Origin of the sequence: Burkholderia sp. AU38729, assembly GCF_020419725.1 — a bacterium.
In the GTDB taxonomy this organism is placed as follows: domain Bacteria; phylum Pseudomonadota; class Gammaproteobacteria; order Burkholderiales; family Burkholderiaceae; genus Burkholderia.
In genome coordinates, this window is sequence record NZ_JAIZQO010000009.1 from 202,649 (window position 1) to 221,578 (window position 18,930).

An 18,930-nucleotide genomic window follows, 5' to 3' on the forward strand; every position below is an offset into this window, starting at 1 on the left:
CCTGTGCGTCGACATCAATTGGGAAGCCGCCGCGCATCGCGGATGAGACGGCGACCGAGGCTCATGGCCGCCGTCGGGGCTCCGCGCCGCGAGGACGATTTAACTCCGGTCCCCGCGAGGCTTCCTGAAGCATTCGAACACGGCGGCCAGCTCATGTTGACCGTGGCCCATGGCGATGGCCTGCTGGAGTCGCGCCAGGACTTCCTGCGGGTAGCGGCTGTCCGTGCCAGCTACGTGGCTGTGCGCCACAAACTGCTCGATGCCCGCGGTCCAGGTGTCGATCGTGGCCTGCGACCCTGAGTAATCCCCCTTGTTGATCATCTGCACGCACGTTCGAAGCGTGTCCTCGACGAAGGGACGACGGGCCAAGGCAAGCGACAAGTAGGCGTCGAGGGAGACGCCTTCGGCATCACACACGGCGGCGCCGTAGAGAAACGCGAGCGCGGCCCCCAGGGCATACGAACCGGTAATGGCGCCATCGAGAACGGCGGCATCCCCGAATCGCTCGCCAACGAACACGGCATGTCCACTCAGGTTCGCCAGAATAGGCTGCAGGGCTTCGAAGGTCGAACGCGAGCCGGCATACAGAATCGATCCATCCGGCGTGCCGATATGGTGCGGGTAGCAGCTGATGGTGCCGTCCAGGTAAGCCACGCCGTGTTCCGCAGCCCACTCCGAAGCTTCTTGCGCGCCCTCCGGCGTGCCCGTCGTGAGCTGAACGATCGTTTTGCCTTTGAGACTGGCCGCGACTTCCGGGGTGCGCAGCAACGAGTCGGACGTGTCATAGTTGCTCACGCAAACCACCACGATCTGACTCGCATCGACAGCCTCCGCGGCCGAGTGCGCAATGCGGGCGCCAAGCTCGGCAAGCGGCTCGGCCTTGCTCGCAGTGCGGTTCCAGACGGTGACGCGATGATGAGCGGCAAGCAATGTCTTGGCCAGGGCCGCTCCCATGGGGCCGAGCCCAATGACGGATATTGACTGCGTCGTTACGATATCTGCCATCACAAACCTCCTTGGAATCAGGTAGACGAAATTTCAGAAGATATTGCCTTCGGCCGGAGGCTCATGAAAAACCGAACATCAACACTCAGCGCTGCCCAGGAAATCCGGCCGGTTCAAAAACACTCGGTATTCACACTCCAACCTGTCCATGCTCGACTCCTTGGGAAAATTCATTCTCGGATCGTCAGATCCGAATCATTCGCATGACCAAGTCAGTTGACCGTGTATGCGCCGCCGACAGGAATCGTGGGGAATGCGGCATGACTGCACCGCACGCCCGAACGTCTATCGGACAAGTTGGTCGAGTGACCAAGTCAAGTGTGTCCAAATATTTTCCCGACGGTAATACACGTTTACGCTAGCCCCATGCTGCGCGGAACCGACGCCACGCGAGGTACGCTTCAATCGGCGATCTGCGATCTGCGCGTGCGGCGCGAGCGACAGTCACCCAGCGCGACGCGCGCCCGCAGTGGCGGCGCTATCGTAGCGGCTCTGCGTCCATTCCCCCCCGAGCCGCCGCCCATGCCCCCCACCGCGCTCCCCTCTTCCCGCAACCCCTGGCCCGTCTTCGTCGCGTTCCTGCGCCTGTGCCTCACGTCGTTCGGCGGCCCGATCGCGCATCTCGGCTACTTCCACGACGAATTCGTCAGACGGCGCCGCTGGCAGCCCGAGCGCAGCTACGCGGATATCGTCGCGCCGTCATCAAATGGGGCAGTGAATCGCCCCTGCTGCTGCAAATCCTCGGCATGTAAAAAAGCCCGCTCGCAGCGGGCCTTTGCGCGTCTGGTACATCGATCGAGCACAGCGTTACGCGGTCATGTCGGCTTTCGAGTCGCGGTCGCAGATAGCCTCTGCGTCATCTTTTTCGTCACGATCGCCGCACAGGTCGCTTGCGCCGCCGGCCGCATCGACCCATCCCCCCACTCCTTACGCGCCGACTTCTCGCACGACGCGTCTCGGGCCTTCTTCCACTTCGAGATCTTCGCCTCAAGCGCAGCCTTGCGCTCCGGATGTGCTTCGATCTGCTTGTCGACGACCTGCTGCAGCTGACGCTCGGCGACGATCTGGTCGCGCCACGCACAAAAGTTCATGCTGGTCTGACTACCATCGCAATTGTTCAGCAGCCCGGCCACTTCACTCGCCGGTAAACCGCTGCGCGCTGCGATCTCATCGGCCGGGGTTTGCTCGGCATGCGCCGCAGCCGATACGATCATAAGCACCCAGAGGAAATGCTTCCTCATCGCGCCCCCTGCGACTGGAACGGTGCGGCCTCCAATCGCCGCCGGTTCACGAGACCGTTCGACCGGACCGCACGAAGCCGACGACCATGCGCATCGCGCGGATGAACGTAGACGCGCTGATTCATGTGGGACACAACGCCGGCATCGTTGCTCTGGTTCGCGGCGTGTAGTGCGTCTACGGCCCCGGTATTGCCAGCGTTGTAGGTGTAGCTGACGAGTTCGTCGAACTGGGCCTGCGTCAACTCTCGCTGGGTGACGGTTCTACGCACCTGGGCTTCCGCTCGGCTCACGCCCGTAGCGAGTTGCGCATTAACCTGCGCGGCAGTAACCGGGCGACGCAGCTCCTCGGGGGTGCATGGCCCCGTATGCGCAAGCGTCCCCACCCCAAAGGTGCAGTTGTTCGCCTGATCGTTGTAATAGGCCATGACCGCCTGTTCCCGCGTCCGCAGAGCGGCCCAGCCGGCCTCGCTTAACCGCATATTTTCATTTGCCATCGTCGCCCTCTCAAAGCGCATATTCGTATCCCACGACTCCGCGTGGTCGAGGCACTTTACCACTTGCCGAGGACCACAATCGCGAAACAGCAAACAGGCTAGAGGCGAGACGGCACAAAAGTCACTTTGGCATCGCTGCCATCTCATCCGCCGGATAGAGCTGCAGCATCGTGCGCGCAGCCTCAATGTTCTTCGTGTGCAGCCACTCGTCATAATCAGCCGGGCGCAATACGACCACTGACCGCTTTTCGTCGCCGGGCTTGTGCATATGCCCCATCACGCCATGACCGTCCGCGTTGACGGTCATCATTGTCATGCCGATCAGCGAGCGACCGTCCTCGCCTTCGTAACGCCGCCAGATGCTGGCGACGCAATACGACTGCCAATCTGTAAGCCCGATCCTCTGCCAGACATTTCGGCCCGTTTCGTAACAGGGCTCGTATATCCATCGTGCCAGGATCAAGCAGCGCTGCCCAGCTCGCCACGCCTTGCCATACAGCCGGGACTCACCGACTGTTTCTGAACGGGCGTCGACCGTGTCGAGCTTTTTCCGCTTCTTGCCGTTGTCGTCGACGCGCTCCCGCTGCATAAACTTCGGCCAGAATCCGAACACCGCCTTGACGATGCCAAGGCCATCCCGGTCATCCGCATCCGACCAAACGGCCAACTTCGCGCCCACACATGAAGCCACTGGTAAACTCGGGCAACCAAAGCAACAACTTCACGCCTGACTTATGACCACGCTGTCGCCCGACGCCTTCGCCGGCCATACTCCGATGATGCAGCAGTACCTGCGCATCAAGGCCGACCATCCCGACACGCTTGTCTTCTACCGGATGGGCGACTTCTACGAGCTGTTCTTCGAAGACGCGGAGAAAGCCGCACGCCTGCTCGACCTGACCCTCACGCAACGCGGTGCCACCGCCGGCACGCCGATCAAGATGGCCGGCGTACCGCATCACGCGGTCGAGCAGTATCTTGCGAAGCTCGTGAAGATGGGCGAATCGGTCGCGATCTGCGAGCAGATCGGCGATCCCGCCACGTCGAAGGGCCCCGTCGAGCGCAAGGTCGTGCGCGTCGTCACGCCCGGCACGCTGACCGATGCCGCGCTGCTGTCCGACAAGAACGACGTCTACCTGCTCGCGATGTGCACGGGCCACAACAAGCGCGGCGTCGCGGTGAACATCGGCCTTGCATGGCTGAACCTCGCCAGCGGCGCACTGCGGCTCGCCGAAATCGAACCCGACCAGCTCGCGGCCGCGCTCGAACGCATCCGGCCGGCCGAGATCCTGACGCCGGACGGCGCGACCGATGCCGTGCCGGCCGGCGCCGGCGCAAGCAAGCGCGTACCGGCATGGCACTTCGACATCGCGTCGGGCACGCAGCGCCTGTGCGACCAGCTCGATGTCGCGAGCCTCGACGGTTTCGGTGCGCATTCACTCACGAGCGCGTGCGGCGCAGCCGGCGCGCTGCTGCTCTATGCGGCCGCCACGCAGGGCCAGCAACTGCGGCACGTGCGCAGTCTGAAGGTCGAGAACGAAACGGAGTACATCGGTCTCGATCCGGCCACGCGCCGCAACCTCGAACTGACCGAGACGTTGCGCGGCACCGAGTCGCCGACGCTGTATTCGCTGCTCGACACGTGCTGCACGACGATGGGCAGCCGCCTGCTGCGTCACTGGCTGCATCACCCGCCGCGCGCGTCGGTCGCCGCGCAGTCGCGCCAGCAGGCGATCGGCGCGCTGCTCGATGCACCGGCCAACGCAAGCCTCGATGCGCTGCGCAGCGCGCTGCGCCAGATCGCCGACGTCGAGCGGATCACCGGGCGTCTCGCGCTGCTGTCCGCGCGCCCGCGCGACCTGTCGAGCCTGCGCGACACGTTCGCCGCGCTGCCGGCACTGCGCGAGCGCATCAGCGCGATCGTCGCGAACGCGGACGCACTCACCCGCGTCGACGCAGCACTCGCACCGCCCGCCGAATGCCTCGACCTGCTGACGAGCGCGATTGCGCCCGAGCCGGCCGCGATGGTGCGCGACGGTGGTGTCATCGCGCGCGGCTACGACGCCGAACTCGACGAGCTGCGCGACATCTCGGAGAACTGCGGGCAGTTCCTGATCGATCTCGAAGCGCGCGAGCGTACGCGCACCGGCATCGCGAACCTGCGCGTCGAATACAACAAGGTGCACGGCTTCTACATCGAGGTCACGCGCGGCCAGACCGACAAGGTGCCCGACGACTACCGCCGGCGCCAGACGCTGAAGAACGCCGAGCGCTACATCACGCCCGAGCTGAAGACCTTCGAGGACAAGGCGTTGTCCGCGCAGGAACGCGCACTGGCGCGCGAGCGCGCGCTGTACGACGCGGTGCTGCAGGCGCTGCTGCCGTTCATCCCGGAGTGCCAGCGCGTCGCATCGGCGCTCGCCGAGCTCGACCTGCTCGCCGCATTCGCCGAACGCGCCCGCGCGCTCGACTGGGTCGCACCGACCTTCACCGACGAAATCGGCATCGAAATCGAACAGGGCCGCCACCCGGTCGTCGAAGCGCAGGTCGAACAGTTCATCGCGAACGATTGCCGCTTCGGCACCGAGCGCAAGCTGCTGCTGATCACCGGCCCGAACATGGGCGGTAAGTCGACGTTCATGCGGCAGACCGCATTGATCGCGCTGATGGCCTACGTGGGCAGCTACGTGCCGGCCAAGTCGGCATGCTTCGGCCCGATCGACCGGATCTTCACACGGATCGGCGCGGCGGACGATCTCGCGGGCGGCCGCTCGACGTTCATGGTCGAGATGACCGAAGCCGCAGCGATCCTCAACGACGCGACGCCGCAAAGCCTGGTGCTGATGGACGAGATCGGCCGCGGCACGTCGACGTTCGACGGCCTCGCGCTCGCATGGGCCATCGCGCGCCACCTGCTGGCGCACAACGCGTGCTACACGCTGTTCGCGACGCACTACTTCGAGCTGACGCAACTGCCGGCCGAATTCCCGCAAGCGGCCAACGTCCACCTGTCGGCCGTCGAGCACGGCCACGGCATCGTGTTCCTGCACGCGGTCAACGAAGGCCCGGCCAACCAGAGCTACGGCCTGCAGGTCGCGCAGCTCGCAGGCGTTCCGGCGCCCGTGATCCGCGCCGCGCGCAAGCACCTCGCGTATCTCGAACAGCAGTCGGCGTCGCAGCACACGCCGCAGCTCGACCTGTTCAGCGCGCCGCCGGCACCCGCCGACGATCTCGAATGCGCGGACGCGCCGGCGCTGCCCGACACACCGCATCCGGCGCTCGAAAAACTGCGCGACATCGATCCCGACGATCTCAAGCCGCGCGAGGCGCTCGACCTGCTGTACGAACTGCGCACGCTGGTCCGGTCGCACGATGTCGACGGACACGCGTAAGCGCATCCCGAGCGGCCTGCCGGCTCGCACGGCCGCCGCGCTCGTCGCGGCGGCGCTCGCGCTCGCGCAGGCCACCGCCCTGGCCGCGCCGCCGAAACGCAGCACCACGCCCTACTCGTTCGCGGTCGTGTCGGGTGTGATCAACGTCCCTGGCGACGAACCGGCCGCCCAGCGGCTGCTCGATGCGATCGCGCGCGAGCGCAACCTCGCATTCGTCGTCTACGCGGGCGATCTCAAGGGTTCGAAGGAAGCGTGCCGCGATGCGCTGTATTCGCAGCGGGGCGCGATCCTGGATGCGGCCCGCGTGCCGCTCGTGTTCATTCCCGGCCACGACGACTGGGTAACGTGCAACACCGCGGCCGGCGGCGGCTACGATCCGGTCGAGCGGCTCGACTTCCTGCGGCAGACGCTGCTCGCCGATTCGGCACTCCCCGACCCCGGCGCGCTGCAGATCACACGGGAAAGCGAAGTCGCACGGTTCCGCCCGTATCGGGAAAACGCCCGCTGGATGCGCGACGACATCGTCTACGTCGCGCTCAACGCGCCGGCGCCGAACAACCATTACCTGACCGCCGGCGGCCGCAACGGCGAATTCGAGGACCGCATCATCGCGAACGGTTTCTGGATCGACCACGCGGCCGAATACGCGAAGCGGCGCGAGGCACGCGCGATGGTGGTGATGTTCGAAGGCGATCCGCAGTTCGAACGCTATGAACGCGCGGAACGCTTCGCATGGCTGCGTTTCAACCGGCCGCGCGTGCGCGACGGCTTCCGTGAGCTGAAACGAACGCTGGTGAAGGCGGCGGCGACGTTCCGCGGCCCGATACTCGTGATGCACGCGAGCGGTGAGCCGCTTGCGAGCGGTTTTCTGATCGACCGCCCGCTGCGTGCAGATGACGGTGAACTGGTGGGTAATGTGACGCGCGTCGCGATCGGACCGCGCCATCCGACGAATCAGTGGGTCAAGGTGAGCGTGTCGCCGGCACGGCAGACGATCTTCAACGTGAGCCTGCAGGAGGTGCCGAAGAACCTGCCCGTGCCGCCCGCGCTGCCGCTCGTGCCGCGTGACGACGTGCCGCTGCCGCAGATGCCGGAAATCCCTGCGTTGCCGGCGCTGCCCGACTCGTCGTCGGTCGCGCCGCCATTGCAGGGTGACGGCGCCGCACCGGGCGGCGCGTCGTGGCCGGCGCCCGCCCCTGCGTCGGGGCCGGCACCCGGCTTGCCTGCGAGCTCAGTGCAGGGTACGCCCTGACGGCGCTTCGCCGTCTTCGTCGTCGTCCTCGTCGACGATCTCGAGCCCTTCCGCACCATGTGCGTGCTCATGCTCGATTTCGTCTTCGGTGGCTTCGCGAACGTCCTTCACGGTGAGCGCGAAACGCAGCGCCATGCCTGCCAGCGGGTGATTGCCGTCGAGCACGACCTTGTCTTCGGCGACGTCGGTGACCGTGTAGATCAGCGAATCGACTTCCTCGTCGCCGTCTTCCGGCGTGCCTTCGAACTGCATGCCCACTTCGAGCGGCTCGGGAAAACGATCGCGCGGCTCGATCTTCACGAGTTCGGGATCGTAGTCGCCGAACGCGTCCTGCGGCTCGAGCTGAACCTGCGCCTCGTAGCCCGGCTCATGGCCGTCGAGCTGTTCCTCGATCTTGGGGAACGTGCCATCATAGCCGCCGTGCAGATAGACCATCGGCTCGTCGCTTTCCTCGATCAGATTGCCCTGTGCATCGGACAGCTTGTAAGTGACCGACACGACGGTGTTTTTTGCGATTTTCATCCAATTCTCCCAAATACAAATCTCATTATACGATGCGCAACCGGTCTCAAGCCGAACCGCGGGATGCCGCTGCCGCCCCGTTCGGCGCGCCGCCTTCCGATCTTCCCACACCGCTGCTCGGCGGTCTTACGCCGGCGCAATTCATGCGCGGCTACTGGCAGAAGAAGCCGCTCCTGATCCGCCAGGCAATCCCCGGCGTCGCGTCGCCGGTCTCGCGCGACGCACTGTTCGAGCTCGCCGCGGACTATGACGCGGAATCGCGACTGATCACCCATTTTCGTAACAAGTGGCAACTTGAGCAGGGCCCGTTCGAGCCCGGCTCGCTGCCGGCCGTGACGCGCAAGGCCTGGACCCTGCTCGTGCAGGGGCTCGACCTGCACGTCGATGCGGCGCGCGCACTGCTCGACCGCTTCCGCTTCATCCCCGACGCGCGTCTGGACGACCTGATGATCTCCTATGCGACGGACGGCGGCGGTGTCGGTCCGCATTTCGATTCGTATGACGTATTCCTGCTGCAGGTCGAAGGCCGGCGCCGCTGGCGCGTCGGTGCGCAGAAAGACCTGTCGCTGCAACCGGACGTGCCGCTGAAGATCCTCGAAAATTTCGAGCCGAGCGATGAATGGGTGCTGGAACCCGGCGACATGCTCTACCTGCCGCCGCACATCGCGCACGACGGCGTCGCCGAAGGCGAATGCATGACCTGCTCGATCGGCTTCCGGGCCCCGTCCGCCGGCGAGCTGGGCGCCCAGTTCCTGTACTATCTCGCGGAGCGTGGCGGCCTGCGCGACGGTTGCGGCGACGATCTTTACCGCGATCCGAAGCAGCCGGCCGTCGACACGCCCGCCCAGTTGCCTCCGGCGATGGTCGAGCGCGTGGCCGAGATCGTGGACGCGATCCGCTGGCGCAAGCGGGACGTCGCCGAATTCCTCGGCTGCTACCTGAGCGAGCCCAAGCCGAACGTCGTTTTCGACCCGCCCGCGCGCCCGCTGTCCGAGGCCGCGTTCGTCACGCAAGCGTCACGCCGTGGCGTGTGTCTCGACAGAAGGGCCGCATTGATGTATAACGCGCGCTCGTACTTCATTAATGGTGAAGAAGGACCGCTCGAGCAGGCCAGCGAATGGCTGCCCGAACTGGCCAATCAACGCCAGATGGAGGCGAAACGGTTTGTAACACTATCCCGGGTTCCCTCGATGACAGCCTTGTTGCACGAGTGGTATCGTGCGGGCTGGATACGGGTCGGAAACCGGATTTAGTGTGAGTCGCCCCGTATGCCCGTACGGATCAAATTCTGTATGGGAAAGACAACGTATTGACCCCGCATTTGTCGACGGTCGATAGGAAAGTGCATATAATTTCCGCCCAAGCCGTAGGGAAGATTCACGCTCTAAGAAGTGCATCTCCACCAGCGGCCCAGGTCGGTGTTGGAGCACATTACCGGTATTGTTTCGCGCTGTTGCTTACCTTTAACCATAAAAGGACGTGATCATGAAGAAATCCCTCCTCGTAGCTTCCCTGTTGGCTGCTGTTGCACTGGCTGCTTGCAACAAGAGCGCTGATCAAGCTGCTTCGTCGGCTGCAAGCGACGCGGCTGCTGCTGCTTCGTCGGCTGCTTCGGCAGTTGCTGGTGCTGCGAGCGACGCTTCGGCTGCTGCTTCGTCGGCAACGGCTGCTGCGAGCGACGCTGCTGCTGCAGTGGCGTCGGCTGCTTCGGCAGCGACGGCTGCTCCGGCTTCGGGCGCAAGCCAGTAAGCCTCAGCGTCAGCTGAAAAAAAACCGGCCCGAGGGCCGGTTTTTTTACGTCTGTCGTTTCCGCGCCTATCGCACGGCAGTCGCACCGGGCCGCCGCAGCGGCCCTGCCCCGCTCATCCGAGCGCCAGCCAGTCGAAGCCCGCGTCCTGCGTGGCCACGACCACGTCGTCCCCGCTCGTCCCCAGTACACCGCCAAACGCCTGGCGGACCAGTTCCGGCAGGTTGTTCTGCTGGCTCAGGTGCGCGGCGACCAGGTGCTTGAGGCGGCTGCGCTCCAGCGACGCGAGGATGTCCGCTGCGGCGTGATTGCTCAGGTGGCCGTGGTTGCCGCCGATACGCGCCTTCAGCGACTGCGGATAGCGGCTCGAGGCCAGCATCGCGGTATCGTGGTTGGATTCGAGCACCAGCGCGTCACAGCCGCTCAGGACGGCCGTGATGTGCGGCGTGGCCATCCCGACGTCCGTCAGCACGCCGAGCCGGCTGGCGCCGTCCATAAAGACGAACTGGAGCGGCTCACGCGCGTCATGAGGGACGGTATAGGGCATCACGGCCAGATCGCGGATCGCGGCCGTCTCGTCGCCCCACAGCACATTTAGATCGACATCGGCCTCGTCCGCGCCAACCGCGCGCGCGGTGCCCCAGCTCATGTAGAGCGGCAGCGATCCGCGGCGGGCGAGCGTCAACGCGCTGCCGACGTGGTCGCTGTGTTCGTGGGTGATGAGGATCGCATCGAGATCGCCGATGCAGAGATTCAGTCGGCCGAGCCGGCGCTCGACCTCCTTGGCGGAAAAGCCGCAGTCGAGCAGCACGCGGGTGGTCGTCGTGCCGCTCGAGGCCTCGACGACCAGCGCGTTGCCTTCGCTGCCGCTTCCGAGGCTGGAGAATCGCACGCGCTTAGTTCAGCTGCGCGTGGAGCAGCGAAATGATCCGCTGCGCGTCCGACGAGTTGTCGACCTGGCCGTTCGCGCCGACCACCGCAACCTGCGTACTGCCGTTGCCCTGTGCGCGCACGTTGACGAGGTACTCCTTGCCCGGCTTCGCGGCCGACGGACCGCCATAGAACAGCTTGCCGAACAGGCCGTCGCGCTTGAGCTCTTCCATCGTGTTCGCATAGCGCACGGTGTACACGCCCTTCTCGCGATCACGATTGTCGACCGCGAAGTTGGTGCGGTCGAGCGCCAGGCCCACGCGCAGCCATGCGCGGTCGAACGACTCGGCCAGTTGCAGCGTCGCCCCGCCGCTGCTCGTGTCGCTGACCTGCGCCGGCGCCGTCGCGGGACGGGCATCGGTCAGCAGCTGCTTCGCCTGCGCATCGGTCAGGCCGAACTTCTGCATCAGCTTCGACAGGAATACGGCTTCGAGCACCGGATTGCGCGGACGCTCTTCCCAGCGCGACGACGTGCCGCCCTGCGGGCCGACCATCATTTCCTCCATCGCGCTGTGCGTGATCGAGATATCGGTGTTGCCGTCCGACGTGCGGTTCACGAGCGTACGGAAGCGGTCGCGCGTGCCGGACGAGTACGCGAAATCGATGACCTTGCCGATCGTACGGCGGAACCAGTCGTCGGGGATGTTCGCGCGGTTTTCAGCCCAGTCGGTGGCCATGATGCCCGTCGACGGCGCATCGGTCTTCAGCGAGAAGCCGTTCTCCTGCCAGAACTCCTTCAGGATCGGCCACAACTGCTCGGGCGTGCGGCCATCGACGACGAGCCAGCGGCGGTCGCCGTCGCGCTCGATGTGCATGCCGAGCGGATCCTGCGCGCTCGGGATGCCGTCGGTCGCGTTGCCCGCCTGCGTCGTGACCCGCGGCGGCAGCGTGCCGAGGCCGGCGTTGCTCGGCGGCGCGACGAACTGCTGCGTCGTCGGTACCGGCTTCAGGTCGCTCGGCACCGCGAGCGGCGGCGCCGAACCGGTGTTCTTGTAGTTGACCCGGTCAGGGGCCAGGTAATCGTTCAGCGTATCGCAGCCGGCGAGCGCGCCCAGCGCCAGCACCACCACCGACATCTGGATGGCGCGAGAGGAAAAGGCGAAACGTTTCATGAAATCCTTCGTCTTGCTAGAACGCTCGTCAGGAGCGGCGCCGGACGGAGCCGGCCGGTGCGGGTTGATCAGGGTTCGAGCCGGCGGCCGCAGGACGCGGCCGCCTCGGCATCAGGCGAGGACGCCGGCCTCGACGAGGGCCGAACGCACGGCTTCGTGGCAGCGCTCGTCGAGCGCCGTGAGCGGCAGCCGGATGCCGCCCTGCATCTTGCCCATCGCCTGCAGCGCCCACTTCACCGGAATCGGGTTCGCTTCGATGAACAGGTTCTTGTGCAGCGACAGCAGCTTCATGTGCAGCGCGCGAGCCGTCTGTACGTCACCGACCAGCGCCGCGCGGCACAGGTCGCTCATCGCGCGCGGTGCGACGTTCGCCGTGACCGAGATATTGCCGTGGCCGCCGAGCAGCATCAGTGCGATCGCGGTCGGATCGTCGCCGCTGTAGATCGCGAAATGCTTCGGGGCGGCCTTGATCAGGTGCGCGGCGCGATCGATGTTGCCAGTCGCTTCCTTCACGCCGATGATGCCCGGGACTTCCGCGAGGCGCAGCGTCGTCTCGTTCGCCATGTCGGCCACCGTGCGACCCGGCACGTTGTACAGGATCACCGGCAGGTCGACCGCTTCGGCGATCGTCTTGAAGTGACGGTACATGCCTTCCTGCGTCGGCTTGTTGTAGTACGGCACGACCTGCAGCGTCGCGTCCGCGCCGACAGCCTTCGCGTGCTTCGTCAGCTCGATCGCCTCGGCGGTCGAGTTGCCGCCCGCGCCCGCGATGATCGGGATGCGTTTCGCCGCATGCTCGACCGCCGTGCGGATCATCAGGATGTGCTCTTCGACGTTGAGCGTTGCCGACTCGCCGCTCGTACCGACCACGACCAGCGCATCGGTGCCTTCCGCGATGTGCCAGTCGATCAGTTTGCGAAACGCCGGCAGGTCGAGACTGCCGTCTTCGAGCATCGGGGTGACGATCGCGGGGATGCTGCCGCGGATTTGAATGCCGTCTTGGGTGCCGTTAGCCATGAAACGCGAATGAGATTATGTACCGGTAAACATTGAGATTGTAGCGGATTAGCCGGGCAGTTCGTAACGTGGAATTCCCGCCCCCGCCTTCGGGGTCGCGCCCTCGCGCACTGCGCAGAGACGCTGGACGAACGCCTCGCGCGGCGCGGCGACGAACCCGTCCTCGTACGCAACCACCCGCAGGCGGCCGTGCACGGCGTCCAGCAGCTCGCCCGGGGCGAGCAGGAACGCGGGGTTGGACGGTTTCCCGACCGTTTCGTTTCCTTGCGCGAAGGTTTCGTAGATCAGCACGCCGCCCGGCGCCACCGCATCGAGCAGATGGGGCCAGAGCGGACGGTGCAGATAATTCGTGACCACCACCGCCGCAAACTGCTCGCCGGCCGGCAACGGCCACGGCGCGCCTTCGAGATCGGCGTCACGGGCATCGACGCCCGGAATCGAACGCAACGCGGCCAGCGCGGCCGGGTCGCGGTCGAGTGCGACGACCGGATGGCCATGCGACGCGAACCCGCGCGCATGGCGGCCGCCGCCCGCGGCGACATCGAGCACCGCGCCGCCCGGCGACACGAGCCGCGACCATTGCGCGACCCAGCGCGACGGCTCGGCCTGGGCGACGTGGCCGCCCGCGGCGGCAATGACGGATGCGCTCATGCGGTCGATCAGTTGTACGACAGGCCCATCGCGTCACGCACGTCGCGCATCGTTTCCGTCGCGTACTTGCGCGCCTTGTCGCAACCGTCCGCGACGATCGCGCGCAGCAGCGACGGGTCGTCCATGTACTTCTGCGCGCGCTCGAGCATCGGCTGCTGTTCGCGCAGGATGCCTTCGACGACCGGCTGCTTGCAGTCGAGGCAGCCGATGCCCGCCGAACGGCAGCCTTTCTGCACCCAGTCGTGCGTCGCTTCGTCGGTATAGACCTGGTGCAGCTGCCACACCGGGCACTTGTCGGGATCGCCCGGATCGGTGCGGCGCACGCGCGCGGGGTCGGTCGGCATCGTGCGGACCTTCTTCGTGATCGTCTCGGCGTCTTCGCGCAGGCCGATCGTGTTGCCGTACGACTTGGACATCTTCTGCCCGTCGAGGCCCGGCATCCGCGATGCTTCGGTGAGCAGCGCCTGCGGCTCGACGAGAATGATCTTGCGCGCGCCTTCGAGATAGCCGAACAGGCGCTCGCGGTCGCTCATCGACAGGCTCTGCGATTCCTGCAGCATCGCGCGCGCCTGTTCGAGCGCCTCGTCGTCGCCCTCCTGCTGATACGCGTTGCGCAGCTCGTGATAGAGCTTCGCGCGCTTGCCGCCGAGCTTCTTCGCGGCATCGAGCGCCTTCTCCTCGAAGCCCGGCTCGCGACCGTACAGGTAGTTGAAGCGGCGCGCGATCTCGCGCGTCATCTCGACGTGCGGCACCTGGTCTTCACCGACCGGCACGAGTGAGCCGCGATACAGCAGGATGTCGGCCGCCATCAGCACCGGATAACCGAGGAAGCCGTAGGTCGACAGATCCTTGTCTTTCAGCTTCTCCATCTGCTCCTTGTAGGTCGGCACGCGTTCGAGCCAGCCGAGCGGCGTGCTCATGCCGAGCAGCAGCGCGAGTTCGGCGTGCTCGGGCACCTTGCTCTGGATGAACAGCGTGGCCTGCGCCGGATCGATGCCGGATGCGAGCCAGTCGATCAGCACGTCCCACACGTTCTTCTCGATGACCTCGGGAGTCTCGTAGTGCGTCGTCAGCGCATGCCAGTCGACGACGCAGAAGAAGCACGGGTACTCGGACTGCAGCTTCACCCAGTTTTTCAGCACGCCGTGGTAGTGACCGAGGTGCAGCGACCCGGTGGGTCGCATGCCGGAGAAAATACGTTCAGGGAACATGATTGTCGTTAGAGAAGCGAGGCGAATGGGGACAGGATGGCGCTCAGGACGGCGTAGCCGACGTTGACGAGCGGGCGCAGCCAGAAATTCGTCAGCACGCCCGTCGCGACCAGCGCGAGGACGATGATGAAACCGTACGGCTCGATGCGCGACAGCGCGATCGATTGCTTCGTCGGCAGCAGCGCCGCCAGGATGCGGCCGCCGTCGAGCGGCGGCAGCGGAAACAGGTTCAGCACGCCGAGCACGAGGTTCGCGCTGACGCCGGCAAACGCCATCCGCGTGAAGAACGGCTCGTCGATGCCGACGGCGGGCAGCACGAGGGTCAGCACGCCCCAGATCAGCGCCTGCACGAAGTTGCAGGCCGGGCCTGCGAGCGATACCCACAGGCTGCCCCAGCGCGGATCGCGCAGGTTGCCGAACGACACCGGCACCGGCTTCGCATAGCCGAACAGGAACGCGCCGCCCGTCAGGAAATACATCACGAGCGGAATCGCGATCGTGCCGAGCGGATCGATGTGACGCATCGGGTTGAACGACACGCGCCCCATCATGTAGGCGGTGTTGTCGCCGAGCAGGCGGGCGGCGTAGCCATGCGCGGCCTCGTGCAGCGTGATCGCGAAGATCACGGGCAGCGCGTAGACGGCGATGGTCTGTATCAGGGAAGCATCCATATCGCGTTATTGTAACAAGCGCACTCGCGCAAAAAATGGAACGGCGCGCTTACGCGGCCGAGAGTCCGAACGGTTCGAGCGCGCCGCGGCCCGCGCGCACGAGCTCGGGCTCGTCGCCGGTCAGGTCGATCACCGTCGACGGCTCGCGCGGGCACGCGCCTCCGTCGATCACGAGGTCGACCTGCTTCTCGAGCCGCTCGCGGATTTCGTCGGGATCGTTCAGGGGCTCGTCGTCCGGCGGCAGGATCAGCGTCGTGCCGAGCAGCGGCTGGCCGAGCGATTCGAGCAACGCGAGCGTGATCGCGTGATCGGGCACGCGCAGCCCGATCGTCTTGCGCGACGGGTGCGACAGCCGGCGCGGCACTTCCTTCGTCGCCTGCAGGATGAAGACGTACGGGCCCGGCGTCACCGACTTGATCTGCCGGTACTGGCGGTTGTCGACCATCGCGAAGTTGGCGAGCTCCGACAGGTCGCGCACGAGCAGCGACAAGTGCTGCTTCTCATCGAGGCCGCGAATCCGGCGCACGCGCTCGACCGCGTCCTTGTCGTCGAGATGGCACGCGAGCGCATAGCTCGAATCGGTCGGCATCGCGATCACGCCGCCCTTGCTGACGATTTCCACGGCCTGCTTGATCAGGCGCGGCTGCGGATTATCCGGGTGAATCCTGAAGAACTGGGACATGGGGGGCGTAAAGGGGGAGAAATCGGATGCGCGCGGCCGGCAGCAACGCAGGTGGCAGGCCGCCGCCCGGTGTCAGAGCCAGCGTTCCCAGACCGGAGTCAGGTCGGGCGGCAACGGCGGCAGGCTGCCGAGCTCGACACGGCCCTCGCCTGGCGCATGGAAATCCGAGCCGCGCGACGCTTCGAAGCCGAAGCGGCGTGCGACGTCCGCATATTCGCGGTACTGGTCGGGGGTGTGGCTGCCCGTGACGACCTCGATCGCGCGGCCGCCCAGATCGATGAACTCGCCGAAGAACGCGTCGAATTCGACGGGCGTATAGCGATAGCGGCCCGGATGCGCGACGATGGCTTCGCCGCCGGCGGCCCGAATCCACGCGACGGCGTCGGGCAGCGTCGCCCAGCGGTGCGGGACGAACCCGGGCTTGTCGTCGCCGAGCAGCCGATCGAACACATCCGATGTCGACGTCGCGTAGCCGTTTTCAACGAGGAAACGGGCGAAGTGCGTGCGCGAGATCAGGTCGGGATTCGACACGTACTTCAACGCACCTTCGTACGCACCGGGAATGCCGAGCGTGGCGAGCTGCTCGCCGATGGCCACCGCGCGCGCCGCGCGGCCGTGGCGCGTGCGGTACAGGCCGTCGACCAGCACCGGATTCGCGGGATCGACATTCAGGCCGACGATGTGCACGGTGCGCGATGCCCACGTGACCGAAATCTCGACGCCGCTCAGGTAGCGCATGCCGAGCGCTTCCGCTTCGCTGCGCGCCGCTGCCTGGCCGCCGATCTCGTCGTGGTCGGTCAGCGCCCACAGGGTCACGCCGCCGGCATAAGCGCGGCGCGCGACGTCGGCAGGCGGCAGCAACCCGTCGGAAACATTCGAATGGCAGTGGAGATCGGCGTTCATTGTCGGCATGGCAGGTAAGGCTTCATTCTACTGCAACGCGGCAATGCGCCGCCCGCGTGCCCCGCCGCCGCCGCCGCGCGCTTACGCGCAGAACGCCTCGATCAGCGCCGCGATCTGCTCGGGCTGGTCGTGATGCACCATGTGGCCGGCGTCCTCGACGAGCTTCTCGCGCCAGTCGGGGAACGCGTTGAAGCGCGCCTTGAATTCCGGCAGCGGGATGTCGCCCGCGATGTGGGCCAGCGTCGGCGAATTGACGGCTTCGACGTGCAGCACCTTCGCGCGCACCTGCGCCCAGGTGGCCATCACTTCGTCGAGCCGGTACAGCTGCGGCCCCGGCATCTTGTGCGCGGGGTCGGCCAGCAGGTGGTACTGGCCGTCGTCGCCACGCTTCGACCAGTGCGCGGCGAGGAACGCCGCACGGCGCGGGTCGAGCCGCGGATTGGTCTTGATCAGGCGCGCCGCCACGTCGTCGAGGGACGCGTAAGGGCGCAGCACGGGCGGTTCGCGCAACTCGTCCAGCCAGCCGCGCAACCGGCGCGGCGCCTGCTCGGCCCGCGCGGGCGCCAGCCCGAAACCCTCGAGATCGACCACGCGCCGCACGCGCTCCGGCCGCGCGCCGGCATACAGGCACACGACGTTCGCGCCCATGCTGTGCCCGACCAGGTTGACTTCGCCGGCCGGCGCATAGTGGTCGACGAGTGCATCGAGGTCGCCCAGGTACTCGTGGAACCAGTAATGCCCGCCGCCCTGCCGCGCGACCGGCCAGTCGGACAGCCCGAAACCGCGCGCATCGGGCGCGATCACCTGCCAGTCGCCCGCGAGCGCATCGACAACGAACTGGAACGATGCCGAGACGTCCATCCAGCCATGCAGCATGAACAGCGTGGGCGCATCGGGCCGGCCCCAGCGCCGGACATGCAGCTGGACGCCGCGCACCGTGACGAAATCGGAAACAGAACTCGATGCACTCATTGCAGCCGCCAGAAAAAAGAATGATCGTTCGATTATAGCGGCGACGCCCTCTTTCCGGCGTCCGGCAATCGAGGCGCCGCTCTAGCGGTGCGCGTACGCCAGGGGCCGGGAGAAGCGCCAAGTCCCGGGCACCCGGGACGGCGGGCGGCACGTCGAAGCGCGGCCGAACGCGAGCCGGCTAGCGTGGCGCGTTGCCGTCCGCCATGTCTTGCGCGGCCAGTTCGTCGAGTTCGGCCTGCTCGAATCCGGCATCGCGGCGCGCATCGAAATTGAACGGGCCGCGCAGCCGCGGCGCATGGTATTGCTCGGCGAGCTGCCGGTAGGTTGGCACGGGATCGCGGCCGGCTTCGTCGCATAGATGCCGGAACCAGCGGTTGCCGATCGCGACATGGCCGATTTCGTCGCGCAGGATCACATCGAGGATCGCAGCCGACGCATCGTCGCCCGCCTGCAGGAGCCGCGCGCGGATCGGCGGCGATGCGTCGAGCCCGCGGGCCTCGAGCGTGCGCGGCACGAGCGCCATGCGCGCCAGCACGTCGCCCTTGGTCCGCTCGCACATCTCCCACAGGCCGTTGTGCGCGGGAAAATCGCCGTACGCATGCCCGAACGCCGCCAGGCGTTCGGACAGCAGCGTGAAGTGATAGGCCTCCTCGGCCGCCACCTTCAGCCAGTCCACATAGAACGGGGCCGGCAGGCCCGCGAAGCGCCAGACCGCATCGAGCGCCAGGTTGATCGCATTGAACTCGATATGGGCAAGCGCGTGAAGCAGCACGGCGCGCCCTTCGGGCGAACGCATGCTGCGTCGCTCGAGCTGGCGCGGCTCGACGAGCGGCGGGCGCGCCGGCCGGCCGGGCAGATCGGCCGGCTCGGGCAATTCGAGCGACGGCGCGATCGCCGCCTGCCCGGCCCGCAACGCATCGTGGAGCGCGCGCACCTGGGCGGCCTTGGCTGCGGGTTTGGCGTCACACAGCGCGGCAAGCGCGGTGCGGCGCACGCAGGCGGACGCATTGCCGAAAGAAGAAGACTCCATGCTCATAAACGGGGACACCTTGCGTGCGCATCGCGGGAGCGCACGCACGCGACGGTTTACAATAGGCGATTGTTCCGCGGCGCAATGCGCATGCGCCG

19 protein-coding genes and 2 pseudogenes are annotated in these 18,930 nt (G+C 66.3%); 6 read left to right on the plus strand and 15 right to left on the minus strand.

Translation table 11 applies throughout. From position 1 onward, the window contains the following. Positions 1–99: 99 nt before the first annotated feature. A complete protein-coding gene (locus LGM56_RS24030; protein ID WP_226206934.1) occupies positions 100–1,005 on the minus strand; it encodes an NAD(P)-dependent oxidoreductase in 906 nt (301 codons plus the stop codon). A 522-nt stretch (positions 1,006–1,527) separates the two neighbouring features. On the opposite strand from LGM56_RS24030, the pseudogene LGM56_RS24035 reads away from it, so the two are divergent. Next, positions 1,528–1,698 (plus strand): annotated as a pseudogene (locus LGM56_RS24035) (chromate transporter); the annotation flags it as partial. Between the two features lie 122 nt (positions 1,699–1,820). On the opposite strand, the gene LGM56_RS24040 reads toward LGM56_RS24035, so the two are convergent. From LGM56_RS24040 to LGM56_RS24050, 3 genes are all read right to left on the minus strand, one after another. Further along, on the minus strand, positions 1,821–2,246 hold the full coding sequence (locus LGM56_RS24040; RefSeq protein WP_226206935.1) for a lysozyme inhibitor LprI family protein: 426 nt from the start codon (positions 2,244–2,246) through the stop codon (positions 1,821–1,823). Then, positions 2,243–2,740, minus strand: a complete 498-nt coding sequence (locus LGM56_RS24045; RefSeq protein ID WP_226206936.1) for a glycoside hydrolase family protein — start codon at positions 2,738–2,740, stop codon at positions 2,243–2,245. The genes LGM56_RS24040 and LGM56_RS24045 overlap by 4 nt, the downstream gene beginning before the upstream one ends. Positions 2,741–2,861: 121 nt before the next feature. Then, positions 2,862–3,419, minus strand: a complete 558-nt coding sequence (locus LGM56_RS24050) for an SOS response-associated peptidase family protein (protein WP_226206937.1) — start codon at positions 3,417–3,419, stop codon at positions 2,862–2,864. Between the two features lie 55 nt (positions 3,420–3,474). Here LGM56_RS24050 and mutS point away from each other — a divergent pair, with 55 nt between their 5' ends. Both mutS and LGM56_RS24060 read left to right on the plus strand, forming a co-directional pair. Then, positions 3,475–6,132 carry a DNA mismatch repair protein MutS gene (mutS, locus tag LGM56_RS24055; protein WP_226206938.1) on the plus strand — a complete coding sequence of 886 codons (2,658 nt, stop codon included), beginning with the start codon at positions 3,475–3,477 and terminating at the stop codon, positions 6,130–6,132. Beyond that, positions 6,113–7,384: a hypothetical protein gene (locus LGM56_RS24060; RefSeq protein ID WP_226206939.1), complete on the plus strand. Its 1,272-nt coding sequence runs from the start codon at positions 6,113–6,115 to the stop codon at positions 7,382–7,384. The genes mutS and LGM56_RS24060 overlap by 20 nt, the downstream gene beginning before the upstream one ends. On the opposite strand, the gene LGM56_RS24065 is transcribed toward LGM56_RS24060, so the two are convergent. Next, on the minus strand, positions 7,364–7,906 hold the full coding sequence (locus LGM56_RS24065) for an FKBP-type peptidyl-prolyl cis-trans isomerase (RefSeq protein WP_059554208.1): 543 nt from the start codon (positions 7,904–7,906) through the stop codon (positions 7,364–7,366). The two genes, LGM56_RS24060 and LGM56_RS24065, sit on opposite strands and share 21 nt — an antisense overlap. A 32-nt stretch (positions 7,907–7,938) precedes the next feature. Between LGM56_RS24065 and LGM56_RS24070 the strand changes: the two genes are divergently transcribed. The 3 genes and pseudogenes from LGM56_RS24070 (at position 7,939) to LGM56_RS24075 (ending at position 9,655) form a co-directional block, all read left to right on the plus strand. Beyond that, positions 7,939–9,159 (plus strand): cupin domain-containing protein, encoded by a 1,221-nt coding sequence (locus LGM56_RS24070; RefSeq protein WP_089495146.1) that lies wholly within the window; start codon positions 7,939–7,941, stop codon positions 9,157–9,159. A 56-nt stretch (positions 9,160–9,215) separates the two neighbouring features. Further along, positions 9,216–9,462: pseudogene (locus LGM56_RS36970) on the plus strand (hypothetical protein). Next, entirely contained in the window at positions 9,392–9,655 is a 264-nt protein-coding gene (locus LGM56_RS24075) for a hypothetical protein (protein WP_021162672.1), read from the plus strand. Before LGM56_RS36970 ends, LGM56_RS24075 begins: the two are co-directional and overlap by 71 nt. Positions 9,656–9,768: 113 nt before the next feature. Here the strand turns inward: LGM56_RS24075 and LGM56_RS24080 are convergent, their stop codons facing one another. The 10 genes from LGM56_RS24080 to LGM56_RS24125 all read right to left on the minus strand — a co-directional run bounded on the left by LGM56_RS24080 (position 9,769) and on the right by LGM56_RS24125 (position 18,838). Beyond that, positions 9,769–10,545, minus strand: a complete 777-nt coding sequence (locus tag LGM56_RS24080; RefSeq protein ID WP_089495147.1) for an MBL fold metallo-hydrolase — start codon at positions 10,543–10,545, stop codon at positions 9,769–9,771. Positions 10,546–10,549: 4 nt separating this feature from the next. Further along, positions 10,550–11,695 (minus strand): outer membrane protein assembly factor BamC, encoded by a 1,146-nt coding sequence (bamC, locus tag LGM56_RS24085; protein WP_226206940.1) that lies wholly within the window; start codon positions 11,693–11,695, stop codon positions 10,550–10,552. A 111-nt stretch (positions 11,696–11,806) separates the two neighbouring features. Then, positions 11,807–12,712: a 4-hydroxy-tetrahydrodipicolinate synthase gene (dapA, locus tag LGM56_RS24090; RefSeq protein WP_226206941.1), complete on the minus strand. Its 906-nt coding sequence runs from the start codon at positions 12,710–12,712 to the stop codon at positions 11,807–11,809. A 48-nt stretch (positions 12,713–12,760) separates the two neighbouring features. Next, on the minus strand, positions 12,761–13,363 hold the full coding sequence (locus LGM56_RS24095; RefSeq protein ID WP_089495148.1) for a class I SAM-dependent methyltransferase: 603 nt from the start codon (positions 13,361–13,363) through the stop codon (positions 12,761–12,763). An 8-nt stretch (positions 13,364–13,371) separates the two neighbouring features. Further along, complete coding sequence (locus LGM56_RS24100) at positions 13,372–14,574, minus strand: tryptophan--tRNA ligase (protein ID WP_011352534.1); 1,203 nt, start codon at positions 14,572–14,574, stop codon at positions 13,372–13,374. Between the two features lie 8 nt (positions 14,575–14,582). Next, complete coding sequence (locus LGM56_RS24105) at positions 14,583–15,245, minus strand: site-2 protease family protein (protein WP_089495149.1); 663 nt, start codon at positions 15,243–15,245, stop codon at positions 14,583–14,585. A gap of 49 nt (positions 15,246–15,294) precedes the next feature. Further along, positions 15,295–15,927 (minus strand): L-threonylcarbamoyladenylate synthase, encoded by a 633-nt coding sequence (locus LGM56_RS24110; RefSeq protein ID WP_089473141.1) that lies wholly within the window; start codon positions 15,925–15,927, stop codon positions 15,295–15,297. Positions 15,928–15,999: 72 nt separating this feature from the next. After that, positions 16,000–16,830, minus strand: coding sequence for a 3',5'-nucleoside bisphosphate phosphatase (locus LGM56_RS24115; protein ID WP_226207060.1), 831 nt, complete (start codon positions 16,828–16,830; stop codon positions 16,000–16,002). A gap of 81 nt (positions 16,831–16,911) precedes the next feature. Then, entirely contained in the window at positions 16,912–17,802 is an 891-nt protein-coding gene (locus tag LGM56_RS24120) for an alpha/beta fold hydrolase (RefSeq protein ID WP_089425744.1), read from the minus strand. Positions 17,803–17,980: 178 nt separating this feature from the next. Next, positions 17,981–18,838, minus strand: a complete 858-nt coding sequence (locus LGM56_RS24125) for a ferritin-like domain-containing protein (protein ID WP_226206942.1) — start codon at positions 18,836–18,838, stop codon at positions 17,981–17,983. Between the last annotated feature and the right edge of the window lie 92 nt (positions 18,839–18,930).

What these genes read in the sequence shown, in the direction of transcription:
- LGM56_RS24030 (WP_226206934.1), bottom strand. Translation starts at nt 1,005, where the DNA reads ATGGCAGATATCGTAACGACGCAGTCAATATCCGTCATTGGGCTCGGC.
- LGM56_RS24040 (WP_226206935.1), bottom strand. Translation starts at nt 2,246, where the DNA reads ATGAGGAAGCATTTCCTCTGGGTGCTTATGATCGTATCGGCTGCGGCG.
- LGM56_RS24045 (WP_226206936.1), bottom strand. Translation starts at nt 2,740, where the DNA reads ATGGCAAATGAAAATATGCGGTTAAGCGAGGCCGGCTGGGCCGCTCTG.
- mutS (WP_226206938.1), top strand. Translation starts at nt 3,475, where the DNA reads ATGACCACGCTGTCGCCCGACGCCTTCGCCGGCCATACTCCGATGATG.
- LGM56_RS24060 (WP_226206939.1), top strand. Translation starts at nt 6,113, where the DNA reads ATGTCGACGGACACGCGTAAGCGCATCCCGAGCGGCCTGCCGGCTCGC.
- LGM56_RS24065 (WP_059554208.1), bottom strand. Translation starts at nt 7,906, where the DNA reads ATGAAAATCGCAAAAAACACCGTCGTGTCGGTCACTTACAAGCTGTCC.
- LGM56_RS24070 (WP_089495146.1), top strand. Translation starts at nt 7,939, where the DNA reads ATGCGCAACCGGTCTCAAGCCGAACCGCGGGATGCCGCTGCCGCCCCG.
- LGM56_RS24075 (WP_021162672.1), top strand. Translation starts at nt 9,392, where the DNA reads ATGAAGAAATCCCTCCTCGTAGCTTCCCTGTTGGCTGCTGTTGCACTG.
- bamC (WP_226206940.1), bottom strand. Translation starts at nt 11,695, where the DNA reads ATGAAACGTTTCGCCTTTTCCTCTCGCGCCATCCAGATGTCGGTGGTG.
- dapA (WP_226206941.1), bottom strand. Translation starts at nt 12,712, where the DNA reads ATGGCTAACGGCACCCAAGACGGCATTCAAATCCGCGGCAGCATCCCC.
- LGM56_RS24095 (WP_089495148.1), bottom strand. Translation starts at nt 13,363, where the DNA reads ATGAGCGCATCCGTCATTGCCGCCGCGGGCGGCCACGTCGCCCAGGCC.
- LGM56_RS24100 (WP_011352534.1), bottom strand. Translation starts at nt 14,574, where the DNA reads ATGTTCCCTGAACGTATTTTCTCCGGCATGCGACCCACCGGGTCGCTG.
- LGM56_RS24105 (WP_089495149.1), bottom strand. Translation starts at nt 15,245, where the DNA reads ATGGATGCTTCCCTGATACAGACCATCGCCGTCTACGCGCTGCCCGTG.
- LGM56_RS24110 (WP_089473141.1), bottom strand. Translation starts at nt 15,927, where the DNA reads ATGTCCCAGTTCTTCAGGATTCACCCGGATAATCCGCAGCCGCGCCTG.
- LGM56_RS24115 (WP_226207060.1), bottom strand. Translation starts at nt 16,830, where the DNA reads ATGAACGCCGATCTCCACTGCCATTCGAATGTTTCCGACGGGTTGCTG.
- LGM56_RS24120 (WP_089425744.1), bottom strand. Translation starts at nt 17,802, where the DNA reads ATGAGTGCATCGAGTTCTGTTTCCGATTTCGTCACGGTGCGCGGCGTC.
- LGM56_RS24125 (WP_226206942.1), bottom strand. Translation starts at nt 18,838, where the DNA reads ATGAGCATGGAGTCTTCTTCTTTCGGCAATGCGTCCGCCTGCGTGCGC.